Origin of the sequence: Brevibacterium sediminis (assembly GCF_013623905.1) — a bacterium.
Lineage (GTDB): Bacteria > Actinomycetota > Actinomycetes > Actinomycetales > Brevibacteriaceae > Brevibacterium > Brevibacterium sediminis.
On sequence record NZ_JABKDD010000013.1, the window covers coordinates 40,923 to 56,663 of the forward strand.

The following is a 15,741-nucleotide window of genomic DNA, read 5'->3' on the forward strand; positions in this document are numbered from 1 at the left end:
GATCTTTCGAATCGTCCTCCTTTCGAGCTCGCTGCGCTGCGATGATTCAGTGGCGGTATGTGACGACAATGTCAGCTTCCTTTCGTGGTCGGTCGGTGAATCATCAAGATTCAGGAGATTGAGTAGACGGAGGATGCGGTGCGGGCGAAGAGATTATCGATATCCTCTGCCGCCAGACCCTGGCAGAGCCTGAAATAGGAGTTCCACAGCACCGTGTACGAGGCGATTCCCTTGTCGACGGGGAAGTTGCTCCCGAACATCAGCCGATCCGAGGTGAACTCGGTCAGCAGGACGTCGAAGAACGGAGCCTGGACCGTTGCCAGCTCCGCCGAAGACGGAGGTCGATCGCGGTGCTCGACCTCGAGCCCGAACGACCGCAGGCCGATGCCGGAGATTTTAAGGTGGACATTCGGCAGGTCGGCAAGCCTGCGGACTCGATCCGACCACGGCGAGTTCGGTCGAGGCAAGCGTCCATTTTTACTCAGAGGCCCACCGAGGTGATCGATGACGATGCATGTTTTGTTGCATTCCTCTGCGAGTGAGACCACCTCATCGAGCTGACTTTCGTAGGCCCATACGTCGAGGACGAGGCCGCGTTCACCGAGCAGCTTGACACCGTCGCGAAACGCTGGGTCGGACAAGCGGCCCGGGGGAGGAGGGAAGGGTGAGGTGACGATTGAAGGGTCCGAGTGCCACGCCGTCTGGTTGCGGACGCCTCTTAGGCGGCCGTCGGAGGCGGCGAGCATCGCGTCGAGGACGGAGTTCAGCGTGTCGCCCTGGTCGAGGTCAGCACCGGCGATGATCGCTGCTGCAACCTGACCGCGAGGTAAACGAGACGACTCCGCAGCGACTGCCGCCGCGAACTCCACCTCGCCCACGGACCTCATGCATTCTGGTCCGGTCGTCCTGTACCCCGTTCTGCTCTGCACATAGACACTCGCCCGAAGCTTCGGAACTGCGACTGCGTCCTGATCGAAGTCATCGAGCAGATAGCGATCCCCAGGCCTGTTCCAGAGGTGGTGATGCGAATCGATGATATCGACGTCGGACGTCAGCGGCTCTTCAGCACCGAGGGCCAGCCAGGCCGGTCGAATCGGTACATGGACTCGGCGCGGACCGGCCGATCGCGCACGGGGGTGGGTGGTACTCATCTCAGCATCTCCATCGACGTCGAAACTCGACAAACTATCATTAGGTGACAACTTCTACCACTGAGTGGCAGATGAACGATAGAGTCCTCTGGAAGGCTTGTCAACGCCCAGGCAGCCCAGAAGAGTTCGGGCACGAACTATGTCGAAGTTCGTCGGAAGAGAAGTGGGGTTTCGCGATGTCGCCGAGTTCTCCTCGAGACACCAGTAACATGCGGTCACTGGACAGAGCGATCACTGTGGTCGAGGCTTTGGAGGAAGCCGGTCGGCCATTGAAGCTGGTCGAGATCTCTCGTGTGACCGGACTGCACAATGCAACCGTCCAACGCATCCTCAACGCGCTCGAATCGCGAGGGCGGGTCGAGCGAGACGGAAGGGAATATCGATCCGGTGCCAGCGCGGTCTACGGTGCTCATGCGTATCTGACGACGAGCCCATTGGTCGAACGTGCAAAGCCTGTGCTCAGGGAACTGGCTCAGCGAACGTCGTTGACCGCGTCGCTCTTTGTGCGAGCGGGGTGGTCGCGTGTCGTCGTGGCCAGAGTTCCTGGGGCCAAACCGATGGCATATGAACTTCCGATGGGGTCGCGGCTGTCCCTCCACCGGGGAGCGGGGAAGATCTTTGCCGCTGAATTCTCAACCGAGCAGTTGACTCAGTACATCGAGCAGGTCGCTCCTGAAGAAATGGGCGGGGAGTCCGACTCATGGGGCGCGCAGCTGAGGGCGCAGCTCAATGAGATACGTGCACAGGGTTATCACATCGCAAGAGGCGAACGTATCGTCGGAGCAATGTCGATCTCGGCGCCTGTGCGAGATCGTTCCGCGGCAGTGCGGGCGTCGATCACTGTCGGTGCCGAGTCACGGGACGTCGCTGAGGCTGCCGAACAAGAGCTGCTGGCGGAGGTGAAACACGCTGCCGAAGCCGTTCGGCTATCGTGAGCCCTCAGCTCAGCTTCCTCTTCGCCTCCGATCTCGACATTTCCGTGGAGTGAGAGTGGGCGACGCCTAGCGGAGTTGCAGGCTCTCTGACCAGGTGAGAGACCCATTGCGCAGACCACACTTCGGTGAAAGACTCACAGCATCGCGGCATTCGCCCGCAGCGAATCCGCGTTCTCACTTTCGACTCGACGGAGGATTCGCAAGATGGCCAAAGAGATTTTCGTATCGCTCGGCATCGACATCGATGCAGTGTCAGGTTGGCTCGGTTCCTACGGCGGGGAAGACTCTCCCTCGGACATTCAGCGGGGCATCTTCGCCGGCGAAATCGGAGTTCCCAGGTTGCTGAAGATGCTCAAACGCCGCGATCTCAAGGCAAGCTGGTTCATCCCCGGTCATTCGCTCGAGACCTTCCCTGACCAATGCAAGATGGTGCACGACGACGGACATGAGATCGGCGCCCACGGCTATAGCCACGAGAACCCCGTCGCAATGACGAACCGTCAGGAAGACATCGTCATGGAGAAGTCCGTCGAGCTCATCACGAACCTCACCGGCAGCCAGCCGCGTGGCTACGTCGCCCCGTGGTGGGAGCTGAGCGCATACACTCCAGAGCTGCTCAAGAAGTTCGGTTTCGAATACGACCACAGCCAGAGCCACAAGGATTTCGTGCCGTACTACTCCATCGCCGGCGACGAATGGACGCCGATCGACTATTCGCAGTCGCCGGAAACGTGGATGAAGCCGCTCAAACACGGCAAGGAGATCGACCTCGTCGAGATCGCCGCGAACTGGTACGTCGACGACTTGCCGCCGATGCTGTTCGTGAAGAGCAGCCCGAACACCCACGGGTTCGTCAATCCGCGCGATATCGAGACCCTGTGGCGCGACCAGTTCGACTGGGTCTACCGCGAACTCGACTATGCGATCTTCCCGATCACGATCCACCCGGACGTGTCCGGCCGTCCGCAGGTGCTGCTCATGCTCGAACGGCTGCTGGACTACATCGGCGGGCACGACGGTGTGAAGATCGTGACCATGGGCGAGATCGCTGATGACTTCCGGGCACGCTATCCGTTCGAATCACCTGAACGCCCGCCGGCGTACTGATAACACTGGTCAGCAAACGGCGTCCGTCGCCGGTACCTCCGTGAAGCGGGCAGATGGCCCCGTGAATACTCATGGAAAGAAGGTCGGGATGAGAGTTGCCGGAGTCGACCTCGCAGCCGAGGCAGACCGCACTGGCCTCGCCATACTCAACGTTGGCGAGCGGGAATCCCTCAACGCGCGAATGACAATTGACGAACTTCTTCTTGGCGCCGACGATGACGCGATCCGGGACACAATTGTTCAGGCAGGTCGGACAGGTATTGACGTGCCTCTTGGCTGGCCACAGAAGTTCGTCGAATTCGTGTCCGACCACGCCAGTGGAAGTCTGTCCGCGCCGGTGACCACCGACCGCGAATGGCGACGGGGGCTGGCGCTGAGGGAGACTGATCGGTCCGTCCAACGCTGCACCGGTGTCTGGCCATTGAGCGTGGCCACTGAGCGGATTGCTTATGCGGCAATGCGCTGGGCCGGTATTGAGGCACACCTGAGGGCAGAGGGCGTCTCAGCCGCTCGAGACGGGTCGGGTGTCGTCTATGAAGTCTATCCTGCGGCAGCGCTGAAAGCGTGGGGCCTGCAACATCGTGGTTACAAAGGACAGAAGAACTCTGAAGTCCGGCACCAATTGGTTGACGACCTGTCCGCGAAATTTCCCAACTTGGAGTGGAATGGGCACAGAGACCTCTGCGTTGCCGATGACAATGCGCTGGACGCAGTGCTCGCCGCCATCATCGCACTGGAAGCCTATCTGGGCAGATGCGAGCCGGCTCCCACTGAACTGAAGTCGAGTGCGCGAAGAGAAGGGTGGATCTGGGTTCCTCGAAATGACTGACCTGGCTAGTCTTCGTTCGCTAAACCCCTCGGGACTGTCCAGAGCAGTGAATCGACCGGCCGGTCCCGGAGGGCAGCCTTGATGATCCGGCCGAGGGATCCCCACGCACACAGCGTGGAGATCCCCAGCAGAATCGTGAAGAGCCGTGACCGTACCAATTGACCTACTGGCCGATCAGGGTCGGACGCACCAAAAAACAGCGCCTCACCGCTTCCCCAACTCGTCGATGAGCACACGCTTGTTCTCCGAATAGTCGACGGGCACGACCACGACGTGCACACCGCCGGCCTCGAACGCATTCTCCAGCGCGTCGCTGATGCTGTCGACATCCTCGACGCGGGTGCCGGTGGCCCCATACGACTCCGCGTACTTCACGAAATCAGGGTTGCCGTAAGTCAGACCGTAGTCGGGGAATCCGTCCGCAGCCTGCTTCCACCGGATCATGCCGTAGGCGTTGTCCTCGAGGATGACGACAACAAGATCGAGACCCAAACGCACAGCGGTCTCCATCTCCTGGCTGTTCATCATGAACCCGCCGTCGCCGACCACGGCCATGACCCGACGCTCCGGGTAGGTCAGCTTCGCCCCGATCGCCGACGGCAGCCCGGCGCCCATCGTCGCGAGAGCATTGTCGAGCAGCAGAGTGTTCGCCCGGGTCGTGCGGTAGTTGCGGGCGAACCAGATCTTGTACATTCCGTTGTCCAGGGCCACGATCCCATCGGTCGGGACCACGTCGCGGACCTCCTGGACGATCCGCTGTGGGATGAAGCGATCCTCATCGGCTCCCTCGTGGATCTTGATGAGGATCTCATCGCGCATCGGCAGGAGCGCCTCGGCGGTGGGCACGGGACCGCCGAGTGCCTCGGCGAGCTTGTCCAGGGAAGGACCCAGGTCACCGATGACCTCGAACTGCGGGAAATACACCTGCTCGACGATGGCGGGACGGTACCCGATGTGGACGACGGTCGGCCCGGTCTCGTCCATCGTGAACGGCGGCTTCTCCGTCGTATCGTGACCGATGGTGACAATGACATCGGCCGCATCGATCGCGTCGTGGACGTAGTCACCGGACGTCAGCGCCGCCGTGCCCATGTACAGATCCGACGCTCCCGTCACCGACCCCTTGCCCATCTGCGTGGTGACGTAGGGGATGCGCATCTGGGCGACAAAACGCGACAGCTCCTCACTGCTGGAAGCCCGGGAGGCATCCGCACCGAGCATGAGCAGCGGGTTCTTCGCCTCTTTGATGACGTTCGCGGCGTTCGCGATCGCCGTATCCCCGGCGACGGGCCGACCGTTCGTATGCGGTTCGATGAGCTCGAATCCGTCGACCGGCATTCCGGCGATGTCCTCGGGAAGTTCGAGGTGCACCGGTCCCGGACGCTCGGCCTGAGCGGCACGGAACGCCTCCCGGACCATTGTCGGGATCATCGCCGCCGAGGTGATCTGCTTGCTCACCTTCGTCAGCGGGTCCATCGTCGCCACCGTATTGACCATCTGGAACGCCGCCTGCTCGGCCGTGCGGATGCCCTTCTGGCCGGTGATCATGATGACCGGCATCCCGCCGAGGTGGGCGTACGCAGCCCCGGTCGCCAGGTTGAGCGCGCCCGGCCCCAGAGTTGTGAGCACCACACCGGGCCTGCCCGTCAGCCGGCCGTAGGTGGCGGCCATGAAAGCGGCCGCCTGCTCATGCCGGGTGAGGATGAGTTCGATCGATGAGTTCCGCAGGGAGTCGACGAAGTCGAGGTTCTCCTCACCGGGAATGCCGAAGATCCGCTCGACGCCCTCATTCTCCAGGGCCCTGACCATGACATCTGATGCACGTTGTGTCGTCATGTTCCCGACCCTACGCCTCACGCGGCTCGATCCCTATGATCGACCCCACACAACCGTCACCGAGGCGGCCCACCCACCCAGCGGACCCGACCAGGGCCCTGCCGGGGGAGACGATAGACTGGCAGGCGAAGAGAAACGACGTCCCCTCAGCTGCGGGCAAGTACGGACAAAAGGACATTGATGACAGACCAACTCGACCCCTTGGACGAGTCGGCCGTGAAGCAGGCCGTCGACGCGGCACTCAAGGCATTCACGGATGCGACGACTCTCGACGAGCTCAAACAGGCGAAGATCGACCACACCGGGGACAAAGCCCCGCTGGCGCTCGCCAACCGAGCCATCGGCTCACTCGACAAAGCCGATAAGGCCGCCGCCGGCAAGATCGTCGGCAAGTCCAGGGGAGCGGTCAAGCAGGCCCACGACGCACGTTTGGCAGAGCTCGAAGCCGAACGCGATGCGGCCGTGCTCATCGAAGAGGCCATCGACGTCACCCTGCCCACCGATCGTCGCCGCCTCGGCGCTCGCCACCCGCTGAGCCTCATCCAGGAACAGGCCGCGGACTACTTCGTCGGCCTCGGCTGGGAAGTCGCCGAAGGCCCCGAGATCGAATCCGAATGGCTGAACTTCGACGCCCTGAACTTCGGACCCGACCATCCGGCCCGCCAGATGCAGGACACGTTCTTCGTCGACCCACCTGAGGCCGGTCTCGTCCTGCGCACCCACACCTCACCGGTTCAGTCACGCTCCCTGCTCGAACGCGGCGTGCCGCTCTACGTCGTGTGCCCGGGCAAGACCTTCCGCACCGATGAGCTCGACGCCACCCACACCCCAGTCTTCCACCAGATCGAAGGCATCGCCATCGACAAGGGCCTGACCATGGCCAACCTACAGGGCACCCTCGACGGCTTCGCCCGCGAGATGTTCGGCCCCGAGTCGAAGACCCGCCTGCGCCCGAGCTTCTTCCCGTTCACCGAACCCAGCGCGGAGATGGACTTCTGGTTCCCCAACAAGGTCGGCGGACCCGGCTGGATCGAATGGGGCGGCTGCGGCATGGTCCACCCCAACGTGCTGCGCGCCGCCGGCATCGACCCCGACGTCTACCAGGGCTTCGCTTTCGGAATGGGCATCGAACGCACCCTGATGCTGCGCGAAGGAATCAACGATATGCATGACATGGTCGAAGGCGATGTGCGCTTCTCGGCCCGTTTCGGAATGAAGGCTTGATATGCGCGTCCCACTGAACTGGCTGGCCGACTATGTCGATCTCCCGGCCGATACCGACCCCCATGCCCTCGCCGCCGAATTCGCGTCCATCGGACTCGAGGAAGAGGACTTCTTCGGACCCGAGATCACCGGGCCCCTCGTCGTCGGTCGCGTGCTCGAACTCGTCAAGGAAGAGCACTCGAACGGCAAGACCGTCAACTGGTGCCGCGTCAACGTCGGTCCCGAATACAACGAGGATCTCGACGATCCGAAGGACCCGCAGCCCGGCGAGGAGCGCCCGAGCCGCGGCATCATCTGCGGTGCGCACAACTTCGAAGCCGGCGACCTCATCGTCGCCTGCCTGCCGGGAGCTGTCCTGCCTGGTGACTTCAAGATCGCTGCTCGCAAGACCTACGGTCACAAGTCCGACGGCATGATCTGCTCGGCCAAGGAGCTCGGCCTCGGCGAGGATCACTCCGGAATCATCGTTTTGTCGGATCTTGGTCTGACAGGTGAGCCCGGCGATGACGCGATCGCGCTGCTCGGCCTCGACCAGGTCACCCTCGACGTCAACGTCACCCCCGACCGCGGCTACCAGCTGTCGATGCGCGGCATCGGACGCGAATACGCGCAGATGAAGGGTCAGACCTTCACGGACATCGGATCCGCCGAGGTGGCTCCCACCAATGCGGCCACCGACGATGGCTACCCGGTGTCGGTTGAGGACAACAACCCCATCAACGAGGTGGCCGGCTGTGACCAGTTCACTGCCCTGCAGGTCACCGGGCTTGATCCTCAGGCGAAGACCCCGTTCTGGATGCAGCGTCGCCTGCAGCAGGCCGGCATGCGCCCGATCAGCCTGACCGTGGACGTGACGAACTACGTCATGCTCGAACTCGGTCAGCCGCTGCACGCCTACGACACCGCGCTGCTCGGCGACGAGATCGTCGTCCGCCGCGCCACCGCCGGCGAGAAGTTCACGACGCTCGACGATGTCGAGCGCACGCTCGATGCCGAGGATCTGCTCATCACCGACCGCAGCGCCGGTGAGACTGGCAAGGGCGGGAAGATCATCGGCCTGGCCGGAGTCATGGGCGGCGCCGACGTCGAGGTCAATGACCAGACGACCGACGTCGTCATCGAGGCCGCTCACTTCGACCCGATCTCTATTGCCCGCACTTCGCGGCGCCACAAGCTGTCTTCGGAGGCCTCGCGTCGTTTCGAACGCGGCGTCGACCCGAAGCTCGGTCCCGTGGCCGCACGTCGCTGCGCGGACCTACTCGTCGAACTCGGCGGCGGAACGCTCAGCCCGGCGACCACGCAGGTCGGTCAGGCCCCCGAGCCGACCATTCTCGACCTCAAGGTCGCCCGTGTCGCTTCGCTGGTCGGCATCGATTACTCGATCGACGAGGTGACCTCACTTCTCGAGGGCATCGGCGCGACCGTAGCCGCCAAGGACGAGGAGACGGTGTCGGTGACCGTACCCAGCTGGCGCACGGACATCACCGACGACGTCGACCTCATCGAGGAAGTCGCCCGCACCGGCGGCTATGACCGGATTCCGTCCGTTCAGCCTGCCGCTCGGGCCGGTAACGGTCTGACGGTGGCGCAGAAGACGCGCCGTCGGATCTCGAACCTGCTGGCCGCCGATGGATTCACCGAGGTGCTGTCGTACCCGTTCACGAACGATAAGCGGGATGACCAGCTGCGGCTCGAGGCCGATGATGTGCGTCGCAAGCACGTGCGCCTGGCCAACCCGATGTCCGAAGACCTGCCGCTCATGCGCACCAACCTGCTCTCGACGCTGGTCGACCTCGTGGTTCGCAACCAGGGCCGTGGGGCGAAGGACGTTGCGCTGTTCGAAGCGGGACTGGTGTCCACCTCGGCGGGTCTGCCTGAGGGTCCCGGACCGCGTCACCTGCCCGGATATCACCCGAGCGACGACGAGCTCGAGGCGATCTACGCCTCGGTGCCGGCCCAGCCCTACCACTATGCGGGCATCATCGCCGGCAATGCGGAGCTGCCCGGTGTCTGGGGGAAGGGGCGCAAGGCCGAGGCCACCGATGTCATCGATACCGTGCGCCGGATCGCTGCGGTCAATGGCCTCGAGGCCACCGTCGAGGCCGACCAGATCGCTCCGTGGCATCCGGGCCGTGCGGCGAAGTTTGTCCTCGCCGACGGTCAGGTGCTCGGCCATGCAGGTGAGCTGCACCCGAAGGTGTGCGAGAACCTCGGCCTGCCGGCTCGGACAGTGGCCTTCGAGATCGACCTCGATGCACTGCTGGCCCAAGACGACCTGCGGGCCTGGGACGGCGCTCTGTCGACCTACCCGGTGTCCCGCCAGGACGTCGCGCTCATCGTCGATGCGGACCTGCCCACGCAGACGCTGGCCGCGACGCTGCGCGAAGGTGCGGGGGAGGAGCTCGAGCTGCTCGAGACCTTCGACCTCTACACCGGCGACCAGCTGCCCGAGGGCAAGAAGTCTCTGGCGTTCAGGTTGACCTTCCGCGCCCCGGATCGCACGCTCAAGGCCGATGAGGCCTCAGCGATGCGTGAGGCGGCGACGAAGCTGGCCGCTGAGCGTCACGGCGCCGAAGTCCGAAGCTGAGAACAGTGCGTAGCAGAGCCCGGTCGACCGTTAGAGTGGTTCGACCGGGTTCTGTTGTATTCGCTCCGAGCATCGCGGCAGAGCGCACCCAGACAGTAAGCACCACCGACCACCTGTACCCCCATCGCTCACGAGGAGATCTGACATGACCGAGAAGCTGCCTTACGGAACGAACTTGCCCACCGGCAACACCGCATCTGAAGCGACCGCGGTCCCATCAGAGACGATCGCCCTCATCACCGGCGGTGCCCGCGGAATCGGACGCCACCTCTCGGAGGCGTTCGCAAAGGCCGGCTACGACGTGATCGTCACGGCGACGTCGGCAGAGAAGGCGGAAGCTGCGGCTGAAGAGATCGCTGAGGCGACCGGGGGAGTGGTGACCGGCGTCGGTCTGCGCACCGATGACATCACTGCGGTGAACCAGCTGCGTGACTCTGTGGCCGGGCTCGAGAAGTCGACGGGCAAGCGCCTGCAGGTGCTCATCAACAATGCCGGGCGCATCGAGTCGACCGAGGGCCCGATATGGGACGCCGATCCGGAGAGTCTCAAGGGCGTCGTCGACGCGAACGTCACCGGGGTTGCGCTCATGATTAATGTCTTTGCACCCGTTCTGATGGCGGGCGCCGAGGCGACCGGACGTCCCAGCAGGATCATCGACCTCAACTCGGGTTCGGGAGCGCAGGGGACTCCCGCGTACGCCGTGTATTCGGCGTCGAAGGCATCCCTGTTCCGTCTGGCTGATTCTGTAGTCCACTTCGGGCACGATAGGGGACTGCGCATCTTCGAGATGGCGCCCGGGGTCGTCGAGACCGCGATGACGAAGTCGATGCCCGTGCACGACTTCCGTAAAGGCGATGATTGGACCTCTCCCGAGCAGGTCACCGATCTCGCGTTGGCTCTGGCTTCGGGAACATTGGATGCGTTCACGGGGCGGTACGTGCGTGCAGGCGCGGATACGGAGGAGTCGTTGCTCGCCGAAGCGGCAGGTGGGATGTCAGACGGGATCCGACGAATAGTTCTTGGCTGAGACCAACATTGCTGGCTGTGTGATGTCCAAATTGCGCTATTCGAAGTAAGTCTTGAAACACTTGTGCAGAACAGAATTTCAGATTGATGTTCTCGATTGGTAACAAGGCAGGTGTCTTTGGCGGTCTATGGGCGAATTCGTTAGCAACGGGGATGATTGCTGTATGAGCGCGAAACGAAATGCAGCGTTTAGAGTGCCGATTCATGTAGTGCTTGCCGGTACTGATCGCTTGTCGACGTTGGTGCCATCAATTGTTCACTCGTTTGCCAGGGGAATGTCCGCGCCCGGAGCGAATCGAGTCATGTACCGACCGACAGACACAGAGGACTCACGCAACTATGTCCATCAGGTCGCTGATGCCGAGGGATTGGCTTCTTTACTCCAGAGGCTGACTGGCATTGTAATCATCACGGGACACGGCCGTCTTGATCGAGAAGATTGGGAACTCTGCATAGGAGACAGCTCAATCGATGTTGAGTCTTTGACGCAATCAGTTCCAGATGGCACTGTCAAAGCCGACCTCTTGATTGTCGATGCCTGTTTCGCTGAAAGATCAAGAAGGTGCTGGCGGAGAGTTCTCCACAATGACGGTGTCTTGCTGACTGCAATCGGTATTATTGAACTTAGATCAGCGGCGCAAGTCTACGTGGGACTTTTATCAGCAATTGCCAACCGTCCGGGCACCGCCCGGCCAACGCGAGAGTGCTGGGAATCCGCATTTCATGCGGTGGAGGAGTCGTTGAAAATTTATTCAGATATGGGTGGTGCAAAATTGCGTACGCGGGAACCGCCGTACTCTGCTTTCATGCTCAATTAGAAGGATAGAGTCTTCATTTGAAACCGAGTCGTTTTTCGCTTGTTCATCCCGTAGAAGCTCTCAACCCCAACCTTCGCCCGTTTAATAGCCGGATCGGTTAGCGGCGGTTAGCCCTGCCGCCGTTATCGTTATCGACGCGTCTTTCCCTTATAACATGGCTCTGGTTGTGTAGGTCCAATACGATTGGTGATGTTCTGCTGAGATGCCGATTGCATACGCGGTTTTCGTAAGGCAGCCAGATAGTCGATCGTCGTGAGTGAGGAGGCAGGCGTGATCCGGACTCTGCTTATCGACAATGCTGATTCGTTCACGCTTAACCTCTTCCACCTCCTCGCCGAGGTGAACGGGTGCGCGCCGACGCTCGTGCCCAACGACTGGGAAGAATTCGAGCTGAGCGTGCTCGACGAGTTCGACAATGTCGTCATCTCCCCGGGACCGGGAACTCCGGAGCGGCCGGCCGACTTCGGCATCTGCGCCGAGGTGATCGAACATTCCCCGATCCCGGTGCTCGGCGTGTGCCTCGGCCATCAGGGGATTGCTCATGTGCACGGAGGAACCGTGGTGCACGCTGCCGAGCCTCGACACGGTCGGGTCTCGGCGATCCGGCATACCGAGACCGAGCTGTTCGCCGGGATGACCTCGCCGTTTTCGGCGGTGCGGTATCACTCTCTCGCAGTGACGGACTTGCCCAATTGTTTGGAGGCGACAGCGTGGTCCGAAGACGGAGTCATCCAAGCGCTGCGGCATCGGACCAGGCCGCAATGGAGCGTCCAGTTCCACCCAGAATCAATCGCCTCTGACGAGGCACGGACGCTGCTGCGGAACTTCGCCGAGCTGACTGAGGTGTGGAACCGGCACAATGAGCATGATCCTGACCGACTAGCTAGGGAGAAATGGGCCGGCGATGGAATTGGACCCGATTCCGACCTCCCCGCGGGGACGTGCGCAGGACTCAATCCGTCCCAATCGACTACCGATCTATTTGACTCTCGGCACCACTACATTCTCGACACCGATGTTCTCCCTCAAACAGTCTCCGACGAGCAACTGTTCATCGAATTCTTCGGTGATGAACCTGAGGCCGTTTGGCTCGACGGAAACTTACCTGGCAACGACTCGTCCCGGTTCTCAATCATGGGTGCGCCGACTGGGCCACGGAGCAGAGTAGCGACCGCCTCGGTGCCGGAAGGGAATGTCGAAGTTCGCTCGGCCAGTGGCGAATCAGAGAACATCATTCAGTCGTCCGGGTTCTTCGACTGGCTCGATGGTGAGCTCGCTGGCACGACTGTCTCAGTGTCAGGCACAGGAGTTGAACCGCCCAGCGCCGGATCCGAAATCCCCGATATGCGCGCGGACAGCCAAGACCTGCCGTTCGAGTTCCGGCTTGGGTGGGTCGGTTACCTCGGCTACGAGCTCAAGGCCGAGGTCGGCTCACCGAATCGGTACGAATCCGACTTGCCTGACGCCGTCATGATGTTCTTGGACCGCGCGTTGGTCATCGACCACGACACCGAGCGCATCCACCTTCTGGCGCTGCGTCGCGCCGATGACTCAGACGGCCAAGTAGCTAACCAGGTCTGGCTCGACCACACACGCACACGGATCGCATCGATCCCCACCGATGAAGTCAGTGGTGCTGACCAACGCCGGACCACCTCGGCGGAGGCCGACACCGCAACCCCAGAGGAACGGCGCAATCCAACCCTCGAGGCACGCCACAGCCAGCAAGAATACCTCGACCTCATCGATCAAGTGCAAGAGAAGATCACCGATGGCGAGACCTACGAAGTCTGCCTGACGAACATGCTCGAATGCGCCGTCGATCCGCATGCGTCACCACTGGAGATGTATCTGCGGCTGCGTGAGGACAATCCGACGCCGTTCGGGGCGTTCATCCGCACGCGAGAGGCGGTGATTCTCAGCACCTCACCTGAGCGGTTTCTGCGGATTGGCGCAGACGGCCGGGTGGAGTCGAAGCCGATCAAGGGTACTCGGCCCAGGGGAGCGAACCAGGCAGAAGACGAGGCGATCAAGGCTGAGCTGGCCGCCTCGGTGAAGGATCGGTCGGAAAATCTCATGATCGTCGATCTCGTCCGGCACGACCTCGGGCGCACGGCCGAGCTGGGATCGGTGCAGGTGGACACGTTGTTCGGGATCGAGTCGTATGCGACGGTGCATCAGATGGTCTCGACGGTCAGTTCACGCTTGGCCGAGGATGCTAGCCCGGTGGCGTGTGTGCGGGCGGCGTTCCCACCAGGGTCGATGACTGGGGCGCCGAAGCTGCGGACGATGACGACCATCGAAGAGCTCGAGGCCGGCCCGCGTGGGGTGTACAGCGGAGCAGTCGGGTATTTCTCGCTCGGCGGTGCCGTCGATCTCAGCGTCGTCATCCGCACGCTCGTCGTTCAGGGTGAGACTCTGAGTTACGGGGTCGGCGGAGCGATCGTTGCGCTCTCGGATTCCGAAGAGGAGTACGAGGAGACAGTGGTGAAGGCGGCTCCGGTGCTGAGGTTGCTCGGTGGAGTGGAGTTCCCCGGCGAGGTTGTCGTTCATGCGGACGATCCGTCCGAACTGAGGACAAATAACCATTCAACTGAGCAGATTGGCGATGTTGGCTTCCACACCATGATTCCCGCCGAGGAGGCCGGACCGACCGATACGGCTGTGGCCGAATCTTCGGGTGGAGTTGAGCGATGAACGTGTGGCTGTGGAATCAACAGGATCACCGTTTCGAGGAGCCTACGACGGACATCAGCTCATCGAAGCTGATGGCCGCCGATTCGTGGCTTGTTGAAGACGGGCGGGTACGAGCGTTCGACCTCCATCGGACACGGTTCGGTGATGCTGCTGCGCAGGTGGGGATGGGTGATGCGATCACCGACGATTTTTGGGCGGCAGTGGTCGAGAAGATCCCGGCGAAGGGGGAGTGGTTCCCGCGCGTAGATCTCCTCGATGTTTCTCCTGACGCCGAACGTGAGTTGGCATTCCGGTTGCGACCAGCACCGACTCGGACGCAGGAGTTGAAGGTTCTCATCCCGCCATATTCCGACCCGCGAATCACTCCGAATCGGAAAGGCCCGGACATCGCATTGCTTGAGCGTGTGCGGACGGAAGCACGTGAGCAGTACGGCTGTGACGAAGTATTGCTCATCAATGGGGACGGGTACGTCATCGAGGGAGCGACGACGAGCCTGCTGTGGTGGGATGAAGAGACGCTCTGTGCACAGGACCCGGAGTTAGGCGCACTGCCGGGAGTCACCTCGGCGGTGATCCTCGAGGAGGCTCGCGCTCGGTCGGTTCCGATCGAGTTGCGGCGAGTGCGGCCCGAGGAGCTTATCGAGCACGAAGCATGGCTCGTCAACGCGCTCCACGGGATTCGGCGAGTGAGCGAACTCGTTGACGGGCGTGACCTTCACGACAGCGTGCAGCGCGGCGATGAGCCGAATCAGACTTGGGCTGAGCATCGAGGCGGGCCCCATGCGGATGCGGTCCGGCTCGGCCGTTGGCGTGAATGGTTGGAAACGATTAGGGTCGCTCCGGGCATGTGAAGGCTCCGGGCGATGTAGTTGGTCAGGTTGCGGAACCCGAGTGCGGAGCCCCGCAGGTGTTCGAGCCGTCCGTTGAGCGCCTCGGTCGGCCCGTTGCTGGCGCCGGGTCGTTCGAAGTAGGCGAGCACGTCAGCGGCTCGCTTCTCCAGGGTCCGGCCCAGGGTGGTGAGCTCGGTGAGCACCTTGGGGACGCCGGCGCTGAGGTCGGTGATCAGCTTCTCCATGAGTAGGAACCTCCGTCGTCGGGAGACCTCGACGTCTATCTGCGGACCGACGTGCCCGGCCGACCTACACCGTCATCTGGGAAGACCCCTGAAACGTCTTCGACGACGGGACCGGCGAGGAGGAGGGCGCGGTGAGCTAAAGGAATGGAGCTTGCTCGGCTTCGACGCCGCCGCAAGCTCCGGTGAAACGATCGGTACTGGTCGGTCGTCGTCGGTCACCACCGGATGGCGGCGTCCCCATTCTCGGCGTTTGCGCAGGTCAGCGGTTCGTTCGCCCAGTGGGCGCATCAAGCGATAGACGCAAAGCCGACGTGATTAGGTCGTCGGTTCGATTCCGACAGGCGGCTCCGGCGAAAAGCCCCTGACCTGCGGAAACGCAGGGCAGGGGCTGTTCGGTTCTGGTGGTCGCGCGATGCGCTGGCCTCACGGCTCTGCCCGACACCGACGTCGCTCTCC

Annotated in this window: 11 protein-coding genes and 1 pseudogene; 9 read left to right on the forward strand and 3 right to left on the reverse strand. The window is 62.3% G+C overall.

Translation table 11 applies throughout. The annotated features are described in order from the left end of the window. Positions 1–110: 110 nt before the first annotated feature. The gene (locus HK108_RS14950) at positions 111–1,151 is read right to left on the reverse strand and encodes an amidohydrolase family protein (protein ID WP_181272091.1); all 1,041 of its coding nucleotides are present in this window, start codon (positions 1,149–1,151) and stop codon (positions 111–113) included. Positions 1,152–1,195: 44 nt separating this feature from the next. Between HK108_RS14950 and HK108_RS14955 the strand changes: the two genes are divergently transcribed. From HK108_RS14955 to HK108_RS14965, 3 genes are all read left to right on the forward strand, one after another. Then, on the forward strand, positions 1,196–2,086 hold the full coding sequence (locus tag HK108_RS14955; protein WP_181272092.1) for an IclR family transcriptional regulator: 891 nt from the start codon (positions 1,196–1,198) through the stop codon (positions 2,084–2,086). A 204-nt stretch (positions 2,087–2,290) separates the two neighbouring features. Beyond that, positions 2,291–3,193: a polysaccharide deacetylase family protein gene (locus HK108_RS14960; protein WP_181272093.1), complete on the forward strand. Its 903-nt coding sequence runs from the start codon at positions 2,291–2,293 to the stop codon at positions 3,191–3,193. A gap of 88 nt (positions 3,194–3,281) precedes the next feature. Next, the gene (locus HK108_RS14965) at positions 3,282–4,022 is read left to right on the forward strand and encodes a DUF429 domain-containing protein (protein WP_181272094.1); all 741 of its coding nucleotides are present in this window, start codon (positions 3,282–3,284) and stop codon (positions 4,020–4,022) included. A 204-nt stretch (positions 4,023–4,226) separates the two neighbouring features. On the opposite strand, the gene HK108_RS14970 is transcribed toward HK108_RS14965, so the two are convergent. Then, on the reverse strand, positions 4,227–5,858 hold the full coding sequence (locus tag HK108_RS14970) for an acetolactate synthase large subunit (protein WP_181272095.1): 1,632 nt from the start codon (positions 5,856–5,858) through the stop codon (positions 4,227–4,229). 180 nt (positions 5,859–6,038) lie between these two features. Between HK108_RS14970 and pheS the strand changes: the two genes are divergently transcribed. From pheS to HK108_RS15000, 6 genes are all read left to right on the forward strand, one after another. Next, positions 6,039–7,082, forward strand: a complete 1,044-nt coding sequence (pheS, locus tag HK108_RS14975; protein WP_181272096.1) for a phenylalanine--tRNA ligase subunit alpha — start codon at positions 6,039–6,041, stop codon at positions 7,080–7,082. Between the two features lies 1 nt (position 7,083). Then, a complete protein-coding gene (gene pheT / locus HK108_RS14980) occupies positions 7,084–9,669 on the forward strand; it encodes a phenylalanine--tRNA ligase subunit beta (protein WP_181272097.1) in 2,586 nt (861 codons plus the stop codon). Between the two features lie 145 nt (positions 9,670–9,814). Further along, positions 9,815–10,696, forward strand: a complete 882-nt coding sequence (locus HK108_RS14985) for an SDR family NAD(P)-dependent oxidoreductase (RefSeq protein ID WP_181272098.1) — start codon at positions 9,815–9,817, stop codon at positions 10,694–10,696. A gap of 163 nt (positions 10,697–10,859) precedes the next feature. Further along, a complete protein-coding gene (locus HK108_RS14990) occupies positions 10,860–11,513 on the forward strand; it encodes a hypothetical protein (protein WP_181272099.1) in 654 nt (217 codons plus the stop codon). Positions 11,514–11,783: 270 nt separating this feature from the next. Next, positions 11,784–14,210, forward strand: coding sequence for an aminodeoxychorismate synthase component I (gene pabB, locus HK108_RS14995; protein ID WP_229664193.1), 2,427 nt, complete (start codon positions 11,784–11,786; stop codon positions 14,208–14,210). Next, positions 14,207–15,061, forward strand: a complete 855-nt coding sequence (locus tag HK108_RS15000) for an aminotransferase class IV (protein ID WP_181272100.1) — start codon at positions 14,207–14,209, stop codon at positions 15,059–15,061. The genes pabB and HK108_RS15000 overlap by 4 nt, the downstream gene beginning before the upstream one ends. Here the strand turns inward: HK108_RS15000 and HK108_RS15005 are convergent. Further along, positions 14,959–15,288, reverse strand: a pseudogene (locus tag HK108_RS15005) (transposase); the annotation flags it as partial. The gene HK108_RS15000 and the pseudogene HK108_RS15005 sit on opposite strands and share 103 nt — an antisense overlap. Between the last annotated feature and the right edge of the window lie 453 nt (positions 15,289–15,741).